This is a genomic window from Parabacteroides sp. HGS0025 (assembly GCF_000969845.1).
Classification (GTDB): Bacteria; Bacteroidota; Bacteroidia; order Bacteroidales; family Tannerellaceae; genus Parabacteroides; species Parabacteroides gordonii.
In genome coordinates this window covers 149,383-174,015 of the sequence record NZ_KQ033903.1, presented here as the reverse complement: position 1 = coordinate 174,015, position 24,633 = coordinate 149,383, and the positions used below count along the sequence as shown (strand labels likewise).

Below are 24,633 nucleotides of genomic sequence, written 5' to 3'. Positions count from 1 at the left end.
ATTTTCTCCGGTCCCTTTTTTCTGTTATTTAGCTCCTTTCTTTTTGAGTGAATGAATCGTAATTATATTGTCTTCTATCTGATAAGTCAATCCGCCGGCAGTCAGTGTCAGGATCTTCATCACCGTATCTATATCTTCATGTCCGCGAAACTTTATTGTGTACAGATCCGGGGTGAACAAGCGTGCGTTTATTACAAACTGCACAGCATATTCCCGTTGTAAAGTAGCCAGTATTTCTTTCAACGGTTGGTTCATAAAGTTCAGTTCTCCCTTAGTCCAACCGGAATAATTGGCTGCGTTGATCATTCTTTTCTCAAATGCCCCGGTTCGATAGTTATATTCCAACTGTTCGTTGGGGGATAAGATAAAGGAATTTTCATCCTCCGTTGTTTTATCTACTTTCACTGCTCCGTTTTCAAGCGTTGTAATGATCTTATCGCTTTCGATATAAGCCTGTACATTGAATTTCGTTCCGAGTGCCTGCACCTTTATGTAGTTTGTTTTTACTATAAAGGGATGTTCTTTGTCTTTTTGGACAGTAAAGTTTGCCTCTCCCGATAAATAGATAGAGCGTGTGTTTCCCTTAAATTTCTTAGGATATATAAGGATACTACCTGAATTTACATTTGCTTTGGAACCATCCGGTAATATCAATTCCTTCTTTTCTCCATCCGGAACGAAGCATTGTACCAACTCCGTTTCGGTAGTGTATTTCTGTATGTATAAATAAGAACCGACAATCGATAACAAAGGTATGACCAGGATGGCCGCTGCCCGTGCTATCGTTCTGGTTATCCTGTGCAGGCGCTTTTCCTGCCGGGCGTTTTTGATTTTCCTCCGCGTTTCCTTAAATGATTGGTAGGTGCTCTGGTCTGCCGCCAACGGGTATTCGTTCCAAAGAGAAAAAAGAACCTCCTCTTTTTCTTTTTGTTTGGAAGGGGTGATCAGCCATTTCCATATATTGTTCCGGAGTTCGGGATCAAATGTATGGTTGACCAGATTATGTAGTATTTTATATGCTTTTGACATGTGTGTATATTTCCTGTTTTGTATATAAGATACGTGAGGCGGGAAGTACACACAGCCGAAAATGAATTTTTTTCAAAAATAATTTAAATCGTCCTGTGTTCGTCGGGGATCAGAGGAAAGCAAGGATGAAGAATCCTATGATTTTGCGGATATCGGCTAGTGCTAGTGTCAGATGATTTTCAACAGTCCGTTTGCTAATGGACAGGCGTGTTGCGATTTCGTCGTTGGATAGTCCGTCCACACGGCTCATCTGGTAGATTTGTTTTCGTTGAGGCGGCATCTTTTCAACAGCGACAGAAATAAGGAATTCCAGTTCTTTGGCGTATAGTTCTTCCTCTATGCTGTCATTTTCGCCGGAAACAAATGCGGCATGTTCTGTTTGTTGCTGGTAATCTTTGAATAATAGAGACCGTTCGATATGGCGGAAGACTGTATTCTTCGCTATACGGAATAAGTATGCATTCAGGTTCTCGATATTCGTGAGCCGTTCCCTGTTCTGCCACATGGATACGAATATATCCTGGGAAATATCTTCAGCCTCTTCCTCGTTTTGCAGGATTCCGCTGATGAATCCTTTAATCCGTGGAAAGTAGTGTAGGAACAATGACTCGAATGCCTGTTCATCGCCCCTGCTGACTGCTTCTATGTATCCCTTTTCGGTGGTGAAATCCATTAATAGATAGATTTATTATCTCTTTATTCAGTTGCAAAGATAAAGATCGTTTATTATTAAAAGGAAAAAAAAATATAAAACTACTATCTTATCTCTGGCAAGTTGGCGCTCTGCCGTTTTCATGTAGCGCATAGAAACCTTATTTATAAAGACTAAATCGCGGCAGTATATTAAAATAATAGTAAATTTGTAACGACTGTCTTATTTTCACGAAGTGGTGAATCTGCTTCTTAATTAAGGTTGCGGGCATTTTTTTACCTGTAACCGTTATTGGTATACGGTTTCGTACCCCCGTGTGGTGTATTAATGTGCCCACTGCCCTTGAGGTGTATAGCAACGGGAAAGGCGAAACCGTTCTTTTTCTGCCTTACTAACCTGTTGTCGATGGTTGTCGGTCATATAAGCTGGTAATTATCGGCAATAGATTAGTCGCTTATCGTATATTTATGATGCAATTGTCTTGTAATTAAATAATAAAGTGTATTTTTGTTAAAACGATATACATTATGAATAAAGACTTTGATTACAACCTGCTGCCGTATAAGTTCGCTCACTGTGCGAACAACCAATGCAAACGAGCAGATGAGTGCCTTCGTAGTAAGGCCATGCAACATATACCGGCAGAGCGCAAGACTATAACCCTTGTCAGTCCGGCTTATGCGAATCCGGGCAATGGGGATTGCACTTTCTTTAAAGCTGACCAGTTGCAGCAATTTGCCCTGGGAATGACAGAATTACTGGCTCATATACCACATAACGATGCGGTAGTGATCAAACAACAGATGTTAACCTATTTCGGACGAACGCATTTTTATCGCCTTTGGCGTAAAGAACGTCTTTTTACTCCCGAACAACAAGAGTATGTCCGTCAGTTGTTTCTTCAGCGGGGTATTCAGGAAGCTCCCCAGTTCGATGAATATGTAGAGCAGTACGAGTGGTAAAAAGTATATTACTTCAAAAGTGTTTCATCCTAGTGAAACAACTGTTTCATATAGGAGAAACAAGTGTTTCACTAGGATGAAACAAATTGTAGACAGGAGCCTTGTCTGTCTTTTCTGCCTGTTTTAAAAAAAAGAACTTGCAAGAACGGTTTTAAATCTAAAATGTAAGGATGTACATTCTTATCTGCTACATATTTATTATCTTTGCAGTCTGTTATTGGAATATCTTAATAAATCGACGATATGATTCTATTCTTTCAATCTCCAACAAAGACGGTGCTGGCTGTTGAGGCCGCACACGCTTTCTCTCCTGAAGATGTTCAAAAGCTCGTTTGGTTGTTTAGTGAAGCAACTCCCGTTCAATCGGAAACATTGGATGGCTGGTATGTTGGCCCACGCCGGGAAATGATCACCCCGTGGAGTACTAATGCCGTGGAAATCACCCAGAACATGGGATTGAGCGGTATCTCACGTATCGAAGAATACTTCCCTGTTTCTTCCGGTGAGGCAGACCATGACCCGATGCTGCAACGCATCTACAACGGCCTGAACCAGGATATCTTCACGATCAGTAAACAACCGGATCCGATTGTTTATATCGAAGATATCGCAGCTTACAACAAAAAAGAAGGACTGGCTTTGAGCGACGAAGAAGTTTCTTACCTCAACGAAGTAAGCCAGAAACTGGAACGTAAGCTGACCGACAGCGAAGTATATGGTTTCGCACAGGTGAACTCGGAACACTGCCGTCATAAGATTTTCGGCGGTACATTCGTCATCGACGGAGAAGAGAAAGAAAGTTCTCTTTTTAACCTGATCAAGAAAACTTCGGCAGTAAACCCGAACAAGCTGGTTTCTGCTTATAAAGATAATGTGGCTTTCAACGAAGGTCCGGTGGTAGAACAGTTCGCTCCGCTGACAGGCGACAAACCTGATTTCTATGCAGTGAAAGAGATCAAGACGGTTATCTCACTGAAAGCTGAAACACATAACTTCCCGACTACCGTGGAACCGTTCAACGGTGCTGCTACCGGAACAGGTGGTGAGATCCGCGACCGTCTGGGTGGTGGTAAGGCTTCTTTGCCTATCGCCGGAACTGCCGTTTACATGACTTCTTATCCGCGTACCGAAGGTGCCCGCGAATGGGAAAAGATCATGGATCCGCGTCCCTGGTTGTACCAGACTCCGGAACAGATCCTGATCAAGGCTTCAAACGGTGCTTCTACGTTCGGTAACCATTTCGGACAGCCGCTGATCTGTGGTTCCGTTCTGACTTTCGAACACGAAGAAAACAATAAGAAATACGCATACGATAAAGTAATCATGCTTGCCGGTGGTGTCGGTTTCGCTAATATGCGCGATGCACTGAAGGGGAATCCCGAACCGGGTGAAAAGGTGGTTGTGATCGGTGGTGACAACTACCGTATCGGTATGGGTGGTGGTGCCGTATCGTCTGTCAATACAGGACAGTACACCAGCGGTATCGAGCTGAACGCCGTACAGCGTGCCAACCCCGAAATGCAGAAACGTGCAGCCAACGTGATCCGTGCGATCGCCGAGTCTGACGAGAACCCGATCGTTTCTATCCACGACCACGGGGCAGGCGGTCACCTGAACTGTTTGTCTGAGTTGGTGGAAGCCACCGGCGGACATATCGACATGAGCAAACTGCCTGTCGGCGACGCTACGCTTTCCGCTAAGGAAATTGTAGGTAACGAAAGCCAGGAACGTATGGGCTTGCTGATGAAGGAAGAAGACGTGGCACGCGTAAAACGTATTGCAGAACGCGAACGTGCTCCGATGTATGTGGTCGGAGAAACAACAAACGACATGAAGTTTGTATTCGAACAGGCCGACGGTGTGAAGCCTATTGACATCAAGCTCGAATATATGTTCGGTAAACCGCCGAGAACGATCATGACAGACCATACGGTCAATGAAACGTATGCTCCGGTAGTTTACAAGGAATCGGAATTGCACCACTATCTGGAAAACGTACTGCAACTGGAAGCTGTTGCTTGTAAAGACTGGTTGACCAATAAGGTAGACCGTTCCGTAACAGGTAAGATCGCCCGCCAGCAGTGCCAGGGTGAATTGCAGTTGCCACTCAGCGACCTGGGTGCGGTAGCGTTGGATTACCGTGGAAAAGCCGGTATCGCTACTTCTATCGGTCACGCTCCGCAGGTGGCTATGATCGATCCGGCTGCCGGTTCTGTAATGGCTATTGCCGAGTCGCTGACGAATATCGTATTCGCTCCGCTGGCTGACAAGCTGGAAGGCGTATCGCTGAGTGCCAACTGGATGTGGCCGTGCCGCAACGAAGGGGAAGATGCCCGTTTGTATACGGCTGTCGAAGCTGCTTCCGATTTTGCCTGCTCACTGGGTATCAATATCCCGACAGGTAAAGACTCTTTGTCGATGACTCAGAAGTATGGCGACGAGAAGGTGATCGCTCCGGGTACGGTTATTATTTCAGCCGGTGCCGAGGTAAGCGATATCCGCAAAATTGTTTCTCCTGTTTTGGTGAACGACAAGAACTCATACATATATTATATAGACTTCTCGTTCGATACGATGAAGCTGGGCGGTTCTGCTTTTGCCCAGGCTTTGAACAAGCTGGGTGACGAAGTGCCGACAGTAAAGGATAGCGAATATTTTGCCGATGCGTTCAACGCAGTGCAGGAAGCTATCGAAAAGAACCTGATCCTTGCCGGTCACGATATCTCAGCCGGTGGTATGATCACGGCTTTGCTTGAAATGTGCTTCGCCAACGTAGAAGGCGGTTTGCAGGTCAACCTGGATAAGTTGTCGGAAACGGATATCGTTAAGATCCTGTTCGCTGAAAACCCGGGTATCCTGGTTCAGGTGAAAGACAAGAAAGCATTCGAAAAGTTGATGGAAGAAGCCGGTGTAGGTTTCGCCGTTATCGCCAAACCGACCGACGAACGTCATATCCTCGTCGACAAAGACGGTGTGGAATATCACTTCGGTATCGACTATATGCGTGATGTATGGTATGAATCTTCTTACAAGCTGGATGTAAAACAGTCGGGAAGCGTATGCGCAGGCAACCGTTTCGAAAACTATAAGATGCAGCCGTTGGAAGTGAAGTACAACAAGAACTTCACCGGAAAGCTTTCTTCTTATGGCTTGTCTGCCGACCGCAAGACTCCGAGTGGAATCAAAGCGGCCGTAATCCGTGAAAAGGGAACACAGTGTGAGCGTGAAACGGCTTACGCATTGTATCTGGCAGGTTTCGATGTGAAAGACGTTCACATGACCGACCTTGCTTCAGGACGCGAAACGCTGGAAGATGTAAACTTCATCGTATTCTGCGGTGGTTTCTCCAACTCCGACGTACTGGGTTCTGCCAAAGGATGGGCCGGTGGTTTCTTCTACAACGAAAAGGCGAAGAAAGCGCTCGAAAACTTCTATGCACGTCCTGATACGATGAGTATGGGTATCTGTAACGGTTGCCAGCTGATGGCCGAACTGGGACTGGTTTATCCGGAACACGAAAAGAAGCATAAGATGTTGCACAACGACTCTCATAAGTTCGAGTCTAACTTCGTCACATTGGAGATCCCGAAGAATAACTCAATCATGTTCGGTTCTTTGAGCGGAAGCAAGATCGGTGTTTGGGTGGCTCACGGAGAAGGTAAGTTCTCTTTCCCGTATGAAGAAAAAGAATATCACATTGTTGCTAAATATAACTATGATGGTTATCCTGCCAACCCGAACGGTTCACCCTGGTCTGTGGCCGGTGTATGTTCGAAAGACGGTCGCCATCTGGCCATGATGCCTCACCCGGAACGTGCTTTGTTCCCGTGGCAGTGCGGTTACTATCCGAACGATCGTAAGAACAGCGACGAGGTAACTCCGTGGATCGAAGGTTTCGTAAATGCATACAAGTGGATTGAAGGAAACAAGAAGTAAAAAGAGATAGATCTTTTAAATGTAAAAAGGTTGCAGTGTACTGAACATTGCAACCTTTTTTTATGAATAAGCAGCCAGGGATATTATTATTAAGTGCGAAATAGTTAGTTAGTGCGGCTGCTTATCCATTTTGTTTTATGAGGTCGTTACCAGCCTTTTGTCGTTTGCTTTAACAATGGGTTGGCATCCATCTGGCGTTTTGGGATCGGGAAGATCGTGTATTCCTTGTCCGACGGATCGACGTCTTTGTCCCACCAGGCATTACCGAAGCGTCCCCAACGGATCAGATCCGGACGGCGGCGGCGCTCGCCGATAAACTCACGTCCCCATTCGTCTACAAACTCCTGGTCTGTCAGCATGGCCGGGTTCTGTGTGTAGCTGTATTTGCTCCACTCGTCTGCCGGATAGTTTCTGATGCGTACGAAATCGAGTAGTTCGGCAGCTTTTGTCTTGTTGCCGCTTCTGTAATTGATCTCGGCCAGCATGTAGTAGATCTCTGCCAGACGGATTTCCGGTGCAGACTGGCACATGTACAATCCGTCGCCTTCCTGCAGGTAAGGGAACTTATTAAAGCGAACTCCTGAGTTCTCTTCCCCTGTCGTCACACGCGATCCTTTTTCTTTGGCAGTGGCCAGGCCTTCGGAGAAACGGCCTACCTGGTCTACATAGATCAGTGATTCGCCTTTGTACTCTTCTGTTCCTTTCACTGTCTCATCCGTATAACCGTATCCTTTTGTATAATCGAACTTGTATTGTGTACCGATCATAAAGAAACCGTCATAGTCGCCGTTTGCGCTGGTGATCCGGAAAGGTTGTTTGCGGTAATCGCAGTCTGCAAACTTTTCGTACGGGGTTCCCAGTTGGCTGGCGAATTTGTAGACATTGCCGTCGAAATCCCTTGAAGGTGTCAGGTGAATACCGTTGTTACCTCCGTCGGGATTACCCAATGCCTGTCCGGAAGTGTAATGCAGGAAGGAGTCGTGGAAACCGCCGAACTGGTACACATTACGTTTGTGGGGGAATTCGAATAGAAGTTCGGGTGACCTGTAGCCTTTGATACCGGAGCGGAATGGATCGCGGTAGTCATTCTGGTTGATATGATATTCTCCGTATTTACCAGCAATAATATCTTCGCAGAAGGTCTTGCAATCGGCCGAACGGTCTACGTTAAGCCATACTTGCGAATTGAAATAGATACGAGCCAGCAGTGCAGCGGCGGGAGCCTGGGTGAAGCGGCCGACGATGTTTTCCTTTTTCAGTTGAGGCAATACTTCTTTCAGTTCGCTTTCGATATAGTTGAAAACTTCTTCCGGGGCAGCCTGTGCGAGCAGCTCGTCGGGTGCATCTTTCTCCGTAAAGATAGGGACATTGCGATAGAAGTCGATCAAGAAGATGTAGAACCAGGCGCGTAAGGTACGCAGCTCGCCGATGTAATTGTTCTTTTCCTCGTCGGTAATACCCATTGCCTGGAAGTCGAGGATATTGAAGTCGCGAAGCAGCGAGTTGATCTGCTGGATTCCCTGATACGGGCCAACCCAGCCACCGTTGATCTGGTTCATGTCATAATTCCATTTATGCTCGTGCAGGCGAACCCATTGTCCGTCATCGTAGCCATGACGTCCCTTCTGTGTCCATACGAAATGGTCGCCGGTGAGTTCCTGCAACTGCCAGCGGTCGCCGTCCCATCCGCACCATTGTGCATGTTCGTACGGGCGGAGTACGGTGGCTTCGACAGAAGCCTTGTCGGTGAAATAGTTGTCGCTTGTCAATATATTGAATGGCTCTTCTGTCAGATCCGTACAGGAAGTAAAAGCCATAGTCGTTGCCAGCAGGCTGACTGCACAAAGTGATTTTATATTTTTCATGCTGTTTATGCTTTAATTTAGTAACTGATTTGAACTCCGAATGATACATTGCGGGCTGTCGGATATAAGTCCATACTGCCTCTGCCGGCCCATAAGCCTGTCACGTCGACGCTCGACGGATCCATTCCGCCCGAATATTTGGTGATGGTAAACACATTCTTCATGGTGGCATAGATACGCAGGTTCGAGATCCATTTCGTGTTCAGCTTGGGTGTCCATCCCAACGTGATATTATCCAGTTTCAGGTAATTACCGTTTTCGAGGAAGTAATCGCACATGATCTTCTCGCCTTTGATATGGGCATTCTCCTTATAGGCAGATGTCAGTTTGTTGATACCGGTTACACCTTGCAGACCGTAATACATCTGATACTGGTTCAGGATCTGGTAATCGAAACGTCCGCGGAAATAGAGCGACAAGTCAAAGCCTTTGTAAGTGAAGGTATTGCCCCAGGCCATTTCCCATTTGGGAGTACCGTTGCCGATATAGGTTCTGTCGGCTTCTCCGGCATCGCGGCCACGCAGGGTTTCCCCTCCTTTTTCCCCGCCTTTGTACACCATGATATTTCCATCTTCATCGACACCTGCATAACGGTATCCGTAGAATGAACCGATCTCGATGCCATCCTGCAAACGTTGGCATGGGCCGGGGTTTCCCGGTGAGGGCAGACCGTCGCCTTCCATATAGCCTAGCTCGTACTTCTCGTTGGAGAATGATTTCAGCTTCGATTTGGTATAGGCAAGCGTAGCGTTGGTGGAGTAAGTGAATTTATCTGTCTGTACGGCATCCCAGTTAATCTGCAATTCGAAGCCTTTGGAGCTGGTCGTACCTACATTCGTCATGATCTTTTCATGCAGATAGGGAGGAACCGGCACCTGGTATTCTCCGATCACGTCTTTCCCTTCGCGGATGAAAAGATCCAGGCTACCGGACAGGCGGGAGTTGAATAAGGTATAGTCGATACCCAGGTTGTAGGATATCTGTTTTTCCCAAGACAGATCCCTGTTCGGGTTGTTTCCCGGCCCGTATACCTGAACCCATTTACCTTCGCTGTTCGGCATCCATCCGTAGCCGGTATATTTCGCCAGGGAGATATATTTGTCGAAGCCCGACCGTCCGGTCTGTCCGTAAGAGAAACGAAGTTTCAAATCGTTCACCGTCTGGGAGTCTTCAAAGAAGGATAGACGGGAAACGCGCCAGGCGGCGGAAGCGGCAGGGAAAGCACCCCATTTATGATCGGTACCGAATTTGGTATTCCCTTCGTAGCGGATAGATCCGGTGAACAGGAAAGTATTATCGAAATCGTAGTTGACACGTCCCAGGAAAGCGATTGTCTTTTCCTTGTTCTTATCCGACTCCATTCCGAGGCGTCCGTCCGCTTTGTTGTAATCGCCTGCTCCCAGGTTGTTATACAGGAAAGCGTCTGTCGGGAAGTTCATGTTTTCCGCATTGAACTTTTCCCAGTTGAATTCCTGATACGAATAGCCGCCCATCACTTTCAGGTGGTGTTGGTCTATATCCAGTGAATAGTTGCCTAGCCATTCCAATGTATAATCGACCCACTTTTCGTTTTCCAGGCGGGCGCGTCCGTTACGGCTGTTGTTGATAGACTCGCGGTGGTCTTTGAAATAATACTCGCGTTGCTTTTTGTCGTGTCCCTGGCGGCCGAGCTTCAACTCCGTATTCAGGTTCTTCAGGATGTTGAGTTTGATGTTGAAGTCGGTGGTCAGGTATTCCTGTGTAGCTCCGTTTTCCCGTCTTGTCAGGTTGAAGATGGGGTTGTAGCTGTCGAAGTTGTTGCGGAAGGCATCCATTTCATCTTTTGAATAGGTCGGGTTCAGTTCGACAGCCTGTTTGAAGCTACCGTAATCCGTGTAATCTTCATCGGCATAGCGATAGGAAATGTTTCCTGTCACTTCCAGTAAGCCTTCTAAAGTTGTTTGTTTGAAGCTGGCACGTAAACCGTATTCTTTGCGGTCGGTCGCAATATCCAGTCCTTCTTTGGAACGATAGTTGGCTGAGATACGGAAGATAGTAGACTCGCTACCTCCGGATAGAGCGAGGTTGTGGTTTTGTCCGAAGTTATTTTTGTTGAGCAATTCGTCATACCAGTTGGTGCGCGAACCGTAGTCTTTTCCGATATTGTTGGCAACAAACTCTTCCGGGCTCAGTATTTCCGGCCGTGCGGCCACGAAGTCATGTTCGGCGTACCCGTCATATGTGATAGATACTTTACCGGCTTTTCCCTGTTTGGTCTGAACCAGGATAACACCGTTTGCACCGCGTGAACCGTAAATAGCTGCGGCGGAACCGTCTTTCAATACCGTGATCGACTCGATATCCTGTTGGGCGAGGTTACGCAAATCCCCACCGGGCATACCGTCGATAACGATCAGCGGCCCGTTTCCTGCTTTCAGGGAAGAGGCACCGCGCACCTGTATGCTGGGACTGGCATTCGGGTCGGCAGCGGCTGTGTTGGACACGGATACTCCGGCTACCTTACCGTCGATCATCTGTAAAGGACTGTTGGATGCTCCTTGCAGGAAGTCTTTACTTTTTACACTTGTCACGGCTGTTGTCAGGTCTTTTTTCACCGTACTACCGTAACCGACCACGATAACTTCCTGTAGATTTTCTGAATCCTCTTCGAGGGTGACCTCTACTTTCGACTTGTTCCTTACGGCTACATCCAGCGTTTTATAGCCGATGTAAGAGATTTGTAAAATAGTGTTTTCAGGAACGTTCTCAATTGTAAATTTACCGTCGGCATCCGTGATGTTTCCGTGGGTTGTGCCCTTGACCACTACGTTGGCACCTATTATAGGGATCCCGTTAGTGTCGACCACTGTACCTGTGACTGTTTTGTTCTGTTGTGTGATGTTAGTCACCGGTAATACTTCTGAATTATAACTGTTTACCTCTTTCGCATTTGTAGGAAATGCAGAGAGTAACAGACAGAATGTGGATACATAAACTGTATCTCTGAAAGAAATCGATTGAATTGCTTTCTTCATAATTTAATTAATACTAGTTAGATTTAATAAATTGAATTGATTAAAAATTACGTATCTGGTACGTATTCAGGTAAACGATACTTTTTTTACACCATAGGCCTCATTATTAGATATTAGAGTTATATTAGATTTTGTGTTTCCATTGAAATACATACCATAGTTCTGTACGAACTGTTTTATTTTATGCATGGTAGACAGTCTTTTGCCTGGGAGGAAGCGGCCTCTGATGAAGGTTTTTGTCTTAAAATATGTAATCTGTCTGGTTGCCGTGTGAAAAAGTATTTTATAAACCTTGCAGATATTAGAATAAAAAAATGATATTTTATCATTTTGTATTCCTTTTTTATTATTTTTGCACAGTGTTTTTCTCAGTCTGATCTATTCCGCATAGTTCGTACAGAACTATGGTAATTATAGCTCTCTATAAATCTCCCGCTTATTATTTTCATAATCCGTTGCAACATTTCCTTACAAAGAATCATCATATAGGTATACATAAATAAAATACTGATATGAAAAGATGGATAATGTTTGTTGTGGTACTTCTGGTTTCCGTTCAGGTAAATGCCCAGGAGTTTTCTTTTATACCTAAAGCCGGGCTTAATCTGGCTAATATGGTTCCTGATGGTGGCGATATGCAACCGGGATTAAATATTGGTATTGCCGGTGAGTACCGCTTCTCGCAACGGTTTGCTCTGGAGCCTGGATTATATTATTCGATGCAAGGCTACCAGTCTGATGATTATGGCATGACTGCCAGGCTTCAATGTGATTATCTGAATATTCCTGTCTATGCCAGGTTTTATCTGTTTAAAGGGTTTAATATCTTTGCCGGGCCCCAGTTGGGAATAAACGTAAGGGCGAAAGCGAATGACAAGGTTGTTTCCAGCATACAGGAGCAAGGTTGTTATCTGAAACGAATAACCGGTAGTATAAGAGAAAATGTGAATACATTTGATTTCTCCCTGGGAGTAGGAGTCGGTTATCTGTTCGATTGCGGTCTGGCGGTTTCCGCCAATTATAATATCGGGCTGACGAATATATTTAAAGATGCCGGAGGTCTGAGCGACTCGATGTATGATAATACTTCTAACAATGGTGTGATACAAATCAATGTCGGCTGGTGTTTTCGGATGAAATAGGAACTTTATCCCTTTGTAACAACGCTGCAATCAGGCGGCTTTACCTTTGTGACCAAAATCAATGATGAAAAGAATTATGAGAAAGTTATTCAATGTTCAGGTTATTATGATGCTGTTGCTTGTACAGGGTACTGTGGTAACAGCTTCAGCAAAAGGAAATAAAAAGGATGAAAGCAGCAACTATCATGCCAAGCAGATCCTTATTGTCGGCTTGCATGATAATGTGAAGTCCAACTATTTCTATAACGGAATGATCGCGGAAGAAACCGGTATGCAAGCTGATCGTATCGACCGCGAATATAATAGTATTATCGCAGAGAATATCGCAGCGGCGGTAAAGGAAGGCGGTTGTAAATTTATCCCGGCAACGGATAATCTGGTAGACGGACAGGTGCTGAATGAGATCAAGGTAAACGGAGAAAGTGAAGACAGCTATTCCGACCTCTCGGCCGTGCCTACGGAAGAACTACAGAAAGTCTTGAACAAGGCCGGAGCCGATTACCTGTTGGTGCTGAACCAACATTATCTGAAATGGCAGGAACAGCCTCTTCGTACTTTATTCCATATCGTAAGCTATTCGCTATATGATAAGGATAAAAAGGAGATTTACCGCGGTAATAATTACTTCACCTGCATGAATCTGGAGAACCCGGATAAGGTGCGTAAGATCAGCCGCAAAAGTTCATCGAAGATAGCCTCTTCAATAATCAAGACCCTGGAAGACTGAACTCCTCTTATAGACATACGCTTAATGTAGCCCGGTGAAGCAACTTGCTCATCGGGCTTTTTGTTGCAGAAAAGTAAGCGGAATGTTAATGAATATACATTTTGTTGTCACACCTCTGCAATATACCGGGGCTACTTTTGCGACATCAAACTTATATGGAAATAAAATTAAAAGATTGTTTATGAAACTATTTACCAGGTTAGTCACATTGCTGATGCTACTTTGTTGTTTCTCTGCGGCTGTCAATGCACAGGGAAGTACGCAAGCCATTATTACCGGAACGGTCGTGGATGAGTTCGGCGAAACAGTGATAGGAGCCACCATCCAGGTGAAAAATGAGTCGACCGGTTTCTTCACCGGTTCTATGACGAATGAGAAAGGAGAATACATTATCAAGCAGTTGCCGTTGGGATCGCCTTATACGGTGACTGCATCTTTTATCGGTTATGGCGAACAAAAGAAAACAGGCTATTCGCTCAATCAGGGTGATATGCTCCGTGTGGACTTTAAGATGCAGGAAGCGTCAGTCGAGATCGAAGCGGTGGAAGTGGTAGCCAATTCGTTAAAGAATACAGTCCCGAAGATTGGGGCGGCCACTTCGGTAACGGCAAAGGATATTGCCAAGCTGCCGGTGAACGGGCGTAACTTTACCTCGTTGGTGGATCTCTCCCCGTTGAGTACGGGAAGTAGCCTTTCCGGGCAGTTGGCTTCTTCCACTAATTTTACGATCGACGGTATGTCGGCAAAGAATCCGACCTCGGGCGGTACGACCAACCGTAACGGAGGGCCTTACGCGATCTCGATGGAAGCTGTTCGCGAGTTTGAGGTTGTGACCAACCAATATGATGTCACTTACGGACGCAGTGGAGGTGGGGCTGTCAGCACAGTTACTAAATCGGGAACGAATACCCTGACGGGAAGTGCGTTTGTGTACGGTCGTGCCGACTGGCTTTCAAGTCCTTATGATATTCGCGGTAATGATCGTGATGCCAGCTTCTCTACTTATCAGTATGGAGCGACACTGGGCGGGCCGATCATCAAGAACCGTGCTCACTTCTTCCTGGCTTGGGATCATCAGGCGGACTCCCGTCCGTTGCAGATTGCCGATATTAAAAGTGCAGCCGATGAAAAACGTTATAACGTAACACAATCCACGCTGGATCAGTATCTGGAAATTGCCCGTAATAAATACGGAGTAGCTGGTTCGCCCCAGTTCGGTTCCTTCGATAAGAAGCAGGCAACGGATGCCGTATTCGCCCGTATCGACTGGCAACTGAATGCCACCAACTTATTGACCATACGCGACAACTATGTGAACGACCGCAACAAGCAGGCACTGGGGGACAACAGTTCTATCAACCTGTATGAAGTGTACGGTGATGTGCATTCCATCGACAATAGTATCCTGGCAACTTTACGTTCTGTGTTGGGACCCCGTATCACTAACGAGTTGAAACTGCAACACCTGTACACTTCGGAAGAGAGTACGCCGAATAAGCAATTACCTTCCGCCAATATCCCCCGTGCTATTGTGGAACGGGTGCAATCTACAGTGGACGGTAAGGATGTTTATACAACCATCCAGTTAGGCGGCCAGCGTTATTCTCCGGAGAATTTCTATAATAATGTACTGCATCTGGTAGATAACCTGTATTATACGACCAATAAGATCAACTTTACTTTTGGTGCCGACCTGATGTACACCAACATGGACTCCCGTTATGGCAGTGAGGCGAACGGCCGTTTCTACTTCACCGGGATGGATAACTTCAATAACCTGAAGCCTTACCGCTATGTGCGTGAAGTATATCTGGATCCCGATCAGCGTGTCAAACAGAATATCCTGAACACAGGGGTGTACGGCCAGTTGCAGACCAAACTCTTCCCGGGATTTGAAATGACTGCGGGACTTCGTATCGATAATGCCAATTACTTTAATAAAGGGAACTTCAACCAGACGGTTTACGATGAATTAGGCTTGCGTACAGACAATGGCCTGACTACTTTCCAGGTACAACCCCGTTTGCAATTCACCTGGGACGTGAATGAAAAGCATACCGACATCATCCGCCTCGGCGGTGGTATCTTTGCTTCCGATATCAATAACTATGCAATGATTAACAACATGGTATTCGACGGAACCAAAGTATTATCCGTCGACCTGACAGGCGACCTGGTGCCGACCCCCGATTTCGAATCCTACCGTAAAGACCCGTCGACAGCTCCCGGTGCCGATCTGTTTAATAATCCGGATATCCCCAAGCTGGCAACGATCAATATGAACGGAGCCGATGCAAAGGTGCCGGTTGTTTATAAAGCGAACTTCTCGTATACCCACTTCTTTACAGACCGCCTGAAAATAGGAGTAAGCGGTTTTATGACGCTGGGACGTAATAATTATATGTACGTAGACCGCAATATGGCCGACGAGCCTTTCTTCCGCCTGGCAGCCGAAGGAAACCGCGGGGTCTATGTTCCTGCCGAAAGCATCAACCCGGCAAACGGTTCAGCCGACTGGACGCAAGGGCGCAAGACGGATAAAATAGGCCGTGTACTCGAACTGAACAGTGAAGGAAAGGTGAACCAGTTTGCATTCGTTGTCGACGGAACCTGGCGTTATCTGAATGATGGCGAGATCGCTTTCAGTTACACCTGGAATGATACAAGAGATAATACTTCATATAACGGGAATGTGGCAAACTCGGCCACCCTCTCCAAGATGGTGGTCGACGATCCCCGTGATTTGAGCCGGATGAGCTATTCCGATAACCAGTTCCGTCATAAAGTCGTTTTCTATGGAACAGCTCCTACTTTCTGGGGCGTCAGTGTCGGTTTACGCTTCTCCGGATTGGGCGGAACGCGCTATTCACTGGCTGTGAACGGAAATGTGAACGGTGATTTTGTCTCTTCCAACGACCTGGCTTACATCTATGATCCGAACGACGCGGCTACTCCTCAGTATCTGCGCGAAGGTATCCAGTCCATACTCGATAACCCGGATGTGGAAGAAAGCACCAAGAAGTATATCCGCAAGAGTTTCGGTAAAGTGGCTGAACGCAACGGTGGCGTGAACGGTTTCTACGGAACGTTCGACCTGCGTATTGCCAAGAAATTCAAAATCTATAAAACACAAAACATCGAATTGTCGGTGGATATCTTTAACGTAGCCAACCTGTTCAGCAAGAACTGGGGCTCCGGTCATAACCTGGGTAAACAAAATATTTATTCGATCAAAAGCTTCAATTCCGAACAAAAACAGTATGTTTACAATGTTAATGCAAATACCGGTGTTTCTAATCTGAATGGTAACCCTTATCAGGTACAGATTGGTCTTCGTTACGGATTCTAATACATAACAGATAAAACAATGAAGAAAAGATTGATCTTAACGATGCTGCTTACCGCCTTCCTTTGCGGAAGCAGTGCATTTTCCCAGACAAAAGTAATTGCCCACCGCGGCTATTGGGACTGTGAAGGTTCTGCGCAAAACTCTATCGCTGCGTTGAATAAAGCGCATGAAGTAGGTGCTTATGGTTCGGAATTCGATGTTTGCCTCACGGCAGACGGTATCCCTGTGGTCAATCATGACGACAGCATCCAGGGATTCTGCATCGAAACTTCTCTGTATGAAGAGATAAAAGATCTGAAACTAAAAAACGGGGAAACACTTCCTACCCTCGAAGAATACCTGATACAAGGTAAGCAGAACCAGCGAACGCAACTGATCCTTGAAATAAAACCCCACAAAAGAGTGGTGAATGAAGACCGGGCGGTAACAGCCATCCTCGCTCTGGTTCAGCAGTATCAGCTGGAAGAGCAGGTGGAATATATCTCCTTCAGTATGAATATCTGTAAGGAGCTGATCCGCCGTGCCCCTGCTGCACAGGTCGCTTACCTGCGTGGTGAAGTATCTCCGGCCGATCTTAAAGTGTTGGGCTTTACCGGACTGGACTACCATTATAAGGTATTCGACAAACATCCCGAATGGATCCGTGAAGCGAAAGAGGCCGGACTGACCGTTAATGTCTGGACTGTGGATGACCCGGCTGTCATGCGGTCGATGATCTCACAGGGAGTGGATTTTATCACTACCGACAAACCCGAAGAGCTGAAGGAGATTATCAGGAAAAACTGAAATAGGAAACTGTAACAGGCTAGTTAGTTAATAACTAGCCTGTTTTTTGTCTTATGCAATTCAATGTTAAGCCACTTTATTCTCTGCCCAACTGGCGGGTTGCCTTTTATACGGAAAGGAACAGATGCAGGAAGTAGATATTTTTCTTCAGATATTTCAGTGCATCATTGATATGACGTTCTACTGTTTTCGGTGAAATATCTAATCTTTCGGCAATCTCTTTGTAACTTAAATGTTCATACCGGCTCATGCAGAATATCTCTTTTTGCCGGGGAGTCAGTTCGTCCACCAACCGGTCGATATAAACCTTCAAATCTTTGGCCTGCAACTCTTCTTCAATGTCATAAGCCTTGTCGTAGGCCGCCAGGATCGATATCTGGTAGAATGATTCGTTGAAATTTTTCCGGGTATTATCGAACACCATGTTGCGGGTAATGATAAATAATAAACCTTCCAGATTCTCGTTTTCATTAACGTAGCTGCGTATATCCCACAACTTAATGAAGACCTCCTGCACTACTTCTTCTGCAGAAGAATTATTTGTAAAATAAAGCCTGCAGAATTTATATACTTTATTGCAATACTTATGGTACAAAGAGGTAAATGCCTCTTCGCTCCCGTTTTTTAATGCAGTTATCAGTGCTTTATCTTCCAATATTAGATCGTTTTGATTCATGTAGAATGCAAATATATGAAAGAATCAACAATAATCAAGTATCATTTTTTAACGAATGCTTCAGAAATAAAATGAAAAAAAGACCAAAATCTTCTGGGGGATAAGGAAAGAATCGGAGTATTTACATATAGAATCGCTTAAAAATGGGATTAACAACAATGAATGAAAAGGAAATAGTAAAAAAAGTGCTGTCCGGACGTCTGACCGGAGAGGAGAAGAAGAATATTTCCGAGCGGGACATAATCGTACGGCATCTTAAAAGTCAGTGGAACGATACGCGGGATGATTCAACATTTGACGTTGAAGCAAAAAAACGTGTATATGGTCGGATAACGAAGAAGATACGTGGCCATAAATCGTTTGCCGAACGTTGGGGACGATACGGTATTGCAGCTTCGCTGGCGTTACTGCTTTCTGTAGGTTACTGGCTGGGTACAACAAATGAACCGGAGTCGCAGATCGTATATGTCGTGAATGCCGGACGGCAGTCGATGGAGTCGTTTTATTTGCCGGACGGTAGCCATGTATCGTTGAATGCCGGCAGTAAGCTGACGTACCCTGCCACTTTTTCCGGAAAGAATCGTGAAATCCAACTTTCGGGGCAGGCTTTCTTTAAGGTGCACCATGATACGGAACATCCTTTTATCGTGAAAACAAAAAGTATGGATATAAAGGCACTGGGAACTTCTTTCGAGGTGTTTAGTGTCGATTCGGCTTCTTATACGGAAATGATCCTTTCGGATGGGGCAGTGGAAGTTAGTACCAAGAGAAGCGAGGGAGAAGGAGATGTCTATCTGGTATTCCCGGATGAGAAGCTGACTTATGAACTGAATGGGAAGGCAGAGATTGAAAAAGTGGATGCCGGCCAGTATTCGGCCTGGTACCGGGGAGGAAAGCCCAGCTTTAAGAATGAAAAGCTTGCCATGATCCTTCCCCGTCTGGAAAGCTGGTATGGGATCCGTCTTGAATGTCCGGATGCAGTGGCGGATAAATATAGTTTCACTTTCTCCATACATAATGAATCGCTCGAACTTTTATTGAATATAATATCCAACAGTTCCCCTGTATCCTACCACAAGAGAGGGGATGGATTTGTACTGTTTGAAAAAGGGAAAAAAAGATAATGTTAAACTTAAATCAGAGAAGAATGAAAAAGGGATAAACGAGTCTATGGAAACCGGGAATACCCCCGGTAAAGAGAAAAAGAAAAACACATTAAAATTTATCTGAATATTAATATGAATAAACGAGTAGTTTTGTTGAGAGATGTGTTCTGTAAACAATTCAAAAAGCAGATCACACAGTTATTTCTGATGGGTGCGATAGGGTTGATCCCTGTCTCGGCCTTTGCCCAGACCTATCAGGTCACCATGAAAAAGAGCAATGCTCCCCTGTCTTCAGTAATTGCGGAGTTGGAAAAGGATAGTGGTTATACCTTTTTCTATAATGACGATCAGATCAACCTGGATAAGAAGATATCCATTGATGTAACGAATGCCTCTCTGGAGGTCGTGCTGAATCAGCTGTTCGGGAATACGGAATACTCTTTCCGGATTGTAAATAACCAGATCGTAGTGTCGAAAACAGCAGACGTTTCAAGGAACGTTGCCGCTAAGAACGCTGTCCATCAACAGAAGAATGTGACGGTAAAAGGAATTGTGAAAGATACTCATGGCGAACCGGTTATAGGTGCCAGTGTGGTAGAGGCCGGAACTACGAACGGGACGGTTACTGATTTTGATGGAAACTTTGTCCTGACAATGTCAGGAAGGGATAAGCATTTGCTTATTTCATATATTGGTTATGCGACAAAGAAAATAAACTTGAAAGAAGGGCAGTCATCTGTTAATGTCACCCTGGAAGAAGACTCTGAACTGCTGGATGAAGTAGTAGTTGTCGGTTATGGAACACAGAAGAAAGTAAACCTGACAGGAGCAGTAGCTGCCATCAGCTCCGAAGATATCAAAGACCGCGTACAGACAAATGTGCTGGCTGCCGTTCAGGGAACTGTTCCCGGTGTGACGGTCATATCCCGTCCGGGACAAACTCCTTCTATCAATTTCCGTGGACGCGGTAACCTGGGAACCTCTTCTCCTTTATATGTGATCGACGGCGCTATTTCCGATGCCGACTTGTTCTCGAACCTCGATCCTAACAGTATCGAGTCGATCTCTTTCCTGAAAGATGCCGCTTCTTCTGCCATCTACGGTTCACGTGCCGCTTATGGGGTGGTGCTGGTTACGACAAAGACCGGTAAGAAAGAGAAAATGAATGTGTCTTACAGCGGTTATGTAGGATTGAAGATGCCGACTTATTTGCCGGATGTACTCGACTCGTGGGATTATGCGGAGTTGTTGAACGAAGCATTCTATAACCGTGATCCGGCTAATGGAAAGAATGCAGCCTACTCGAATGACGAGATCGGATGGTTTAAAGATGGATCAAGACCTGACTACTACCCGAATACGAAATGGGCGGATCTGGTGTTGGATAATCCGGTGGTAACCACGCAGCATTCGTTGAACTTCAGCGGTGGTAGCGATAAGGTTCGTTTCTTCTCCGGATTGGGTTATCTGTATGATGACAAATTCATGCCCGGACAGAGCTCGCAACGTTATAACCTGGATGCCAATGTCGCAGCCGATGTAACGAAATGGCTGGTATTGAAGACGGGTGTGAAATTTATCCGTAGCACGAATAAGACGGAACATGGCGTTGCTTCCATCGGAAACTTCCTGATGGTTCCTTCCACGATGGTTGCACAGCAGTCCAACGGCGAATGGGGGTCTATTGCCGGAGGTAAAGCGGCCACGCAATCGTTTATGAATGGAAACCCGTTGCGTGCCTTAAGCAAGAACAACTGGTCTGACGGAAAGACCGACAATACCATGATCGACCTGGGATTTGACCTTAAGCCGATCGAAGGACTGGTTATTTCCGGACAGGGCGCCTTCAAAAGCTGGGAGTCTAAATCAAAGGGTTACACCGCATTGCAGGACAATGTGAAGAATTTTGAAACCGGAGCTGAAATCCCCGGAACCGGTGTGTACACAAATGAAATGAATATGTTCTGGCAGAGTGAGAACCGGACGATGTACACTTTGACTGCCCGTTACGACTGGTCGAACAAAGTACATAATATCGGTATATTAGCCGGAACTTCTTATGAACATTATAAATATGAACGTCTTTATTCCAAGTATAAAAACTTCGTGACCGATGACCTGAAGGATATTACTACAGGTTCGGAAGTAAGCAAAGACCAACCCGATGTGAATACGTATGGTGATCCGATGCGGGAATATAAGATCCTGTCTTATTTCGGCCGTTTGAATTATAGTTTTAATGACCGTTATCTGTTTGAAGCGAACCTGCGTGCGGATGCTTCTTCCCGTTTCTACAAAGATAACCGTTGGGGTATCTTCCCCTCTTTCTCTGCCGGATGGCGTATCAATCAGGAAAGTTTCATGGATGATGTGAAATGGGTCGACAATCTGAAGATCCGTGCCTCTTGGGGTACACTGGGTAATATCAATAACGTAGGTAATTATGATTATTTCCAGTTGTATAACAATGGATCGGATTATAACTTTGATAATGAAGCGGTAAAAGGCGTGCTAGAGTCGAAGCCGGCAAACGAAAAGTTAGGCTGGGAAACGGTTGCACTGACCGATATCGGAGTTGATTTTGATATCTTCAATGGCCTGTTTAGCCTGACAGCCGATTATTATATCAAGAATACCAGCGATATCCTTTTGAGCTATAATGTCCCGTTGGAAACCGGTATCTGGTCTAACCCGTCGCAGAACATAGCCAAAGTACGTAACCGTGGTTTCGAACTGGCACTGACCCATCGCAAGACATTGGGTGATTTCTCTTATACGGTAAGTGCGAATATTGCGACCAATAATAATGAGATCATGGATATGGGTGGCTCTGACGATATTATCCAGAATGGTGGGGATAAGATCCGTTTTATCCTGCGCGAAGGTGAATCGATCGGTTCTTTCTTCGGATTGAAAACCGACGGTCTGTATACCCAGGAAGAAATAGATGCCGGACATTACTATACTTACGGACGTAAACCGAGAGCCGGTGATATCAAATATGTACCGCAGCGTGAAGGCGTGGAATGGGGCAGTGCCATTACCGGAGAAGACCGTGCCATTATCGGCAAGGATGTGCCCGACTTTACGTATGGTATCAATCTGAATCTGCAATATAAAGACTTTGAATTGTCTCTCTTCGGACAAGGTGTTGCCGGTACGATGGCCGCTTTCGAATCTGAACAGGTTTCAGCTTTTATGTTGAACTCTAACCCGCGTAAGTTCCATCTGGGGCGTTGGACAGAGGAAAACCCGAACCCGCGTGCCGTCTATCCGCGTATCTACGGAGGACATAGCCTGGATGATTACAACCAGTATTTCTCGGATTACCAGTTGTTCGATGCAGACTACTTCCGTATTAAGACGATCACATTGGGTTATCGTGTTCCATCCAATATCGTATCCAAATGGGGAATGTCTACTCTGAAATTCTTCCTGACCGGAGAGAACCTGTTTACGTTGCGTGCCGACCATGTGATGAAGGATTTTGATCCCGAAGCATCTTCCGGTCGTGGCATCGGTTCATTGGGAACCAAGTCGGTGGCATTTGGTGTGAATGTTTCTTTTTAATTGATTCAGTAATTTATAAATTAAGCAAGAGTAATGGTAAATCTAAATATAAAGAAATGGGCAGTGCTCGGTTTAATGACTGCCTCTTTTACAGCATGTGATTTGGATGTGATCCCGCCTTCGGATATATCGGCTGAAAGTTTCTGGACATCGGAGAAAGATGCCTGGTACGGTTTGAATGCCTGTTATGCACAGGGGAACGGTTTCGATATCTGGGATGAAATGTGTACGGATAACGCACATAGCCATAAGCCCTGGGAAGGCCCGTACGAATCGATCCAGCAAAGTGAATTGAGTACGGCGGAAGACCGTGGATATAGTTTCGGTACGGTTCGTATCGTGAATAACTTCCTGGAAAAGGTCGATAAGTGCGAAATGGATGAAACGTTGAAAGAAAGGATGAAAGCGGAGGCTCGTTTTTTCCGGGCACAGACGTATCTGGATCTGACAACCAAGTTCGGAAAGGTGCCGCTGGTAACAACCGTGATGGAGTATGATGCACCGAACGTTCCCCGTGATCCGGTAGAGAAGGTACAGGCTTTTATCCTGGATGAGCTGGCCGCTATTGCAACTGTTCTGCCTGATAAATATAATGGTGGTTATTTGCAGGAAACCGGGCGTATTACCCGTGCTGCTGCTTTGGCGATGCGTGCCCGTGCAGCTTTGTACTTCGGTAATTATAAGGAAGCGGAAGCTTCTGCCAATACAGTAATAAGCGAAGGGCATCATTCTTTGTTCCGTGTGACTGCCCTGAACGATGCACAGAAAAAAGAGGGGGATGAAATGGCACAGTTTATTGACTTTGAAGCCAAAGGGATCGATAAGGATGCTTTCGTGAAAGGTCTGTTCAGTTATGAAACCTTGTGGCAGGGTTCTAACGCTTCACCATCCAATCCGGAGTACATCCTTACCCGCGAATATATGGCTGATGATAATAACTACGACTGGGCTCGTTATACTTATATCCGTCCGAGCCAGATGGGATCAGGTTATTCATCTTACGAACCGATGCAGGATCTGGTAGATGCCTATTGGGACATCGATGGTAAAACCGTGCGCCCCCTGATCCCGGTGGAGACACGTAAGAAAAACTTCGAAGAGATCACCGCTGAGGTGGCCGATCTGGATCAGTCCGGCTATATAAAGAAAGTGCCGGAAATGGATTTGAAGAAATATGCTTATATGGAAGAGTTCCGCAACCGCGACAGCCGCTTGTATGCATCTATCCAGTTCCCGTTTAAAGGATGGCATGAAACGGACTTTGCCGGAGGTACATTCTATTATCGCTGGAAACCTGAATTTGCCGGTCTGGATGGTAACGAGTCGTGGACAGGCTACAGCTACCGTAAAATGGTTGCATTGACTCCTTATTCAGACTGGACGAGTGCGGATGATTATCCCGTGATCCGTTATGCCGAAGTCTTGCTGACTTTTGCCGAAGCCCGTATTGCAAATTCAGGTTGGGACGGTGAAGTGCAGGCTGCATTGAATGATCTGCGTGACCGTTGCGGTATGCCGTCGGTACCGACATCCATGCCGTCGAAAGAGGCCGCTCTGGACTTTGTCCGTAACGAACGCCGCATAGAACTGGCAGGTGAGGGACATCGTTTTGATGATATCCGCCGCTATGGTTCAGCCTATTGCCAGAAGGTGATGAATACGACTACCTATGCTCCGAATGGATATAAGGTAATTGAAAAGAAATGGAACGACCGTATCCTTTTGATGCCTATACCTCAGAATGCAATGGACTTGAACCCGCTTCTGAAAGAAGATCAGAACCCCGGGTATTAATTAACCTTAGTTTCGGGCCATCCTC

The 24,633-nt window shown here is 45.8% G+C and carries 14 protein-coding genes; 9 read left to right on the top strand and 5 right to left on the bottom strand.

Annotated elements, in window-relative coordinates:
- Window positions 1-24: 24 nt before the first annotated feature.
- Together HMPREF1212_RS17905 and HMPREF1212_RS17900 are read right to left on the bottom strand one after the other, a co-directional pair.
- Window positions 25-1,029 carry a FecR family protein gene (locus HMPREF1212_RS17905; protein ID WP_046150550.1) on the bottom strand — a complete coding sequence of 335 codons (1,005 nt, stop codon included), beginning with the start codon at window positions 1,027-1,029 and terminating at the stop codon, window positions 25-27.
- 109 nt (window positions 1,030-1,138) lie between these two features.
- A complete protein-coding gene (locus HMPREF1212_RS17900; RefSeq protein ID WP_046150549.1) occupies window positions 1,139-1,702 on the bottom strand; it encodes an RNA polymerase sigma-70 factor in 564 nt (187 codons plus the stop codon).
- A 506-nt stretch (window positions 1,703-2,208) separates the two neighbouring features.
- Between HMPREF1212_RS17900 and HMPREF1212_RS17895 the strand changes: the two genes are divergently transcribed.
- Both HMPREF1212_RS17895 and purL read left to right on the top strand, forming a co-directional pair.
- Complete coding sequence (locus HMPREF1212_RS17895) at window positions 2,209-2,643, top strand: DUF6078 family protein (protein WP_046150548.1); 435 nt, start codon at window positions 2,209-2,211, stop codon at window positions 2,641-2,643.
- A gap of 243 nt (window positions 2,644-2,886) precedes the next feature.
- Window positions 2,887-6,579, top strand: a complete 3,693-nt coding sequence (gene purL, locus HMPREF1212_RS17890; RefSeq protein ID WP_046150547.1) for a phosphoribosylformylglycinamidine synthase — start codon at window positions 2,887-2,889, stop codon at window positions 6,577-6,579.
- Window positions 6,580-6,725: 146 nt separating this feature from the next.
- On the opposite strand, the gene HMPREF1212_RS17885 is transcribed toward purL, so the two are convergent.
- Both HMPREF1212_RS17885 and HMPREF1212_RS17880 read right to left on the bottom strand, forming a co-directional pair.
- On the bottom strand, window positions 6,726-8,444 hold the full coding sequence (locus HMPREF1212_RS17885) for a RagB/SusD family nutrient uptake outer membrane protein (protein ID WP_046150546.1): 1,719 nt from the start codon (window positions 8,442-8,444) through the stop codon (window positions 6,726-6,728).
- A gap of 17 nt (window positions 8,445-8,461) precedes the next feature.
- A complete protein-coding gene (locus tag HMPREF1212_RS17880) occupies window positions 8,462-11,458 on the bottom strand; it encodes a SusC/RagA family TonB-linked outer membrane protein (protein WP_046150545.1) in 2,997 nt (998 codons plus the stop codon).
- Between the two features lie 512 nt (window positions 11,459-11,970).
- On the opposite strand from HMPREF1212_RS17880, the gene HMPREF1212_RS17875 reads away from it, so the two are divergent.
- From HMPREF1212_RS17875 to HMPREF1212_RS17860, 4 genes are all read left to right on the top strand, one after another.
- Entirely contained in the window at window positions 11,971-12,600 is a 630-nt protein-coding gene (locus HMPREF1212_RS17875; protein ID WP_046150544.1) for a porin family protein, read from the top strand.
- Between the two features lie 76 nt (window positions 12,601-12,676).
- On the top strand, window positions 12,677-13,327 hold the full coding sequence (locus HMPREF1212_RS17870; RefSeq protein WP_046150543.1) for a hypothetical protein: 651 nt from the start codon (window positions 12,677-12,679) through the stop codon (window positions 13,325-13,327).
- A gap of 181 nt (window positions 13,328-13,508) precedes the next feature.
- Window positions 13,509-16,676, top strand: a complete 3,168-nt coding sequence (locus HMPREF1212_RS17865; protein ID WP_046150542.1) for a TonB-dependent receptor — start codon at window positions 13,509-13,511, stop codon at window positions 16,674-16,676.
- Window positions 16,677-16,694: 18 nt separating this feature from the next.
- Window positions 16,695-17,462, top strand: coding sequence for a glycerophosphodiester phosphodiesterase (locus HMPREF1212_RS17860; RefSeq protein ID WP_046150541.1), 768 nt, complete (start codon window positions 16,695-16,697; stop codon window positions 17,460-17,462).
- Between the two features lie 106 nt (window positions 17,463-17,568).
- Here the strand turns inward: HMPREF1212_RS17860 and HMPREF1212_RS17855 are convergent, their stop codons facing one another.
- Window positions 17,569-18,138, bottom strand: coding sequence for an RNA polymerase sigma-70 factor (locus tag HMPREF1212_RS17855; protein ID WP_369800842.1), 570 nt, complete (start codon window positions 18,136-18,138; stop codon window positions 17,569-17,571).
- Window positions 18,139-18,281: 143 nt separating this feature from the next.
- On the opposite strand from HMPREF1212_RS17855, the gene HMPREF1212_RS27585 reads away from it, so the two are divergent.
- The 3 genes from HMPREF1212_RS27585 (at window position 18,282) to HMPREF1212_RS17840 (ending at window position 24,608) form a co-directional block, all read left to right on the top strand.
- Window positions 18,282-19,262 carry a FecR family protein gene (locus HMPREF1212_RS27585; RefSeq protein WP_046150539.1) on the top strand — a complete coding sequence of 327 codons (981 nt, stop codon included), beginning with the start codon at window positions 18,282-18,284 and terminating at the stop codon, window positions 19,260-19,262.
- Window positions 19,263-19,376: 114 nt separating this feature from the next.
- Complete coding sequence (locus tag HMPREF1212_RS17845) at window positions 19,377-22,814, top strand: TonB-dependent receptor (RefSeq protein ID WP_046150538.1); 3,438 nt, start codon at window positions 19,377-19,379, stop codon at window positions 22,812-22,814.
- A gap of 33 nt (window positions 22,815-22,847) precedes the next feature.
- Entirely contained in the window at window positions 22,848-24,608 is a 1,761-nt protein-coding gene (locus HMPREF1212_RS17840; protein ID WP_046150537.1) for a RagB/SusD family nutrient uptake outer membrane protein, read from the top strand.
- Window positions 24,609-24,633 lie beyond the last annotated feature (25 nt).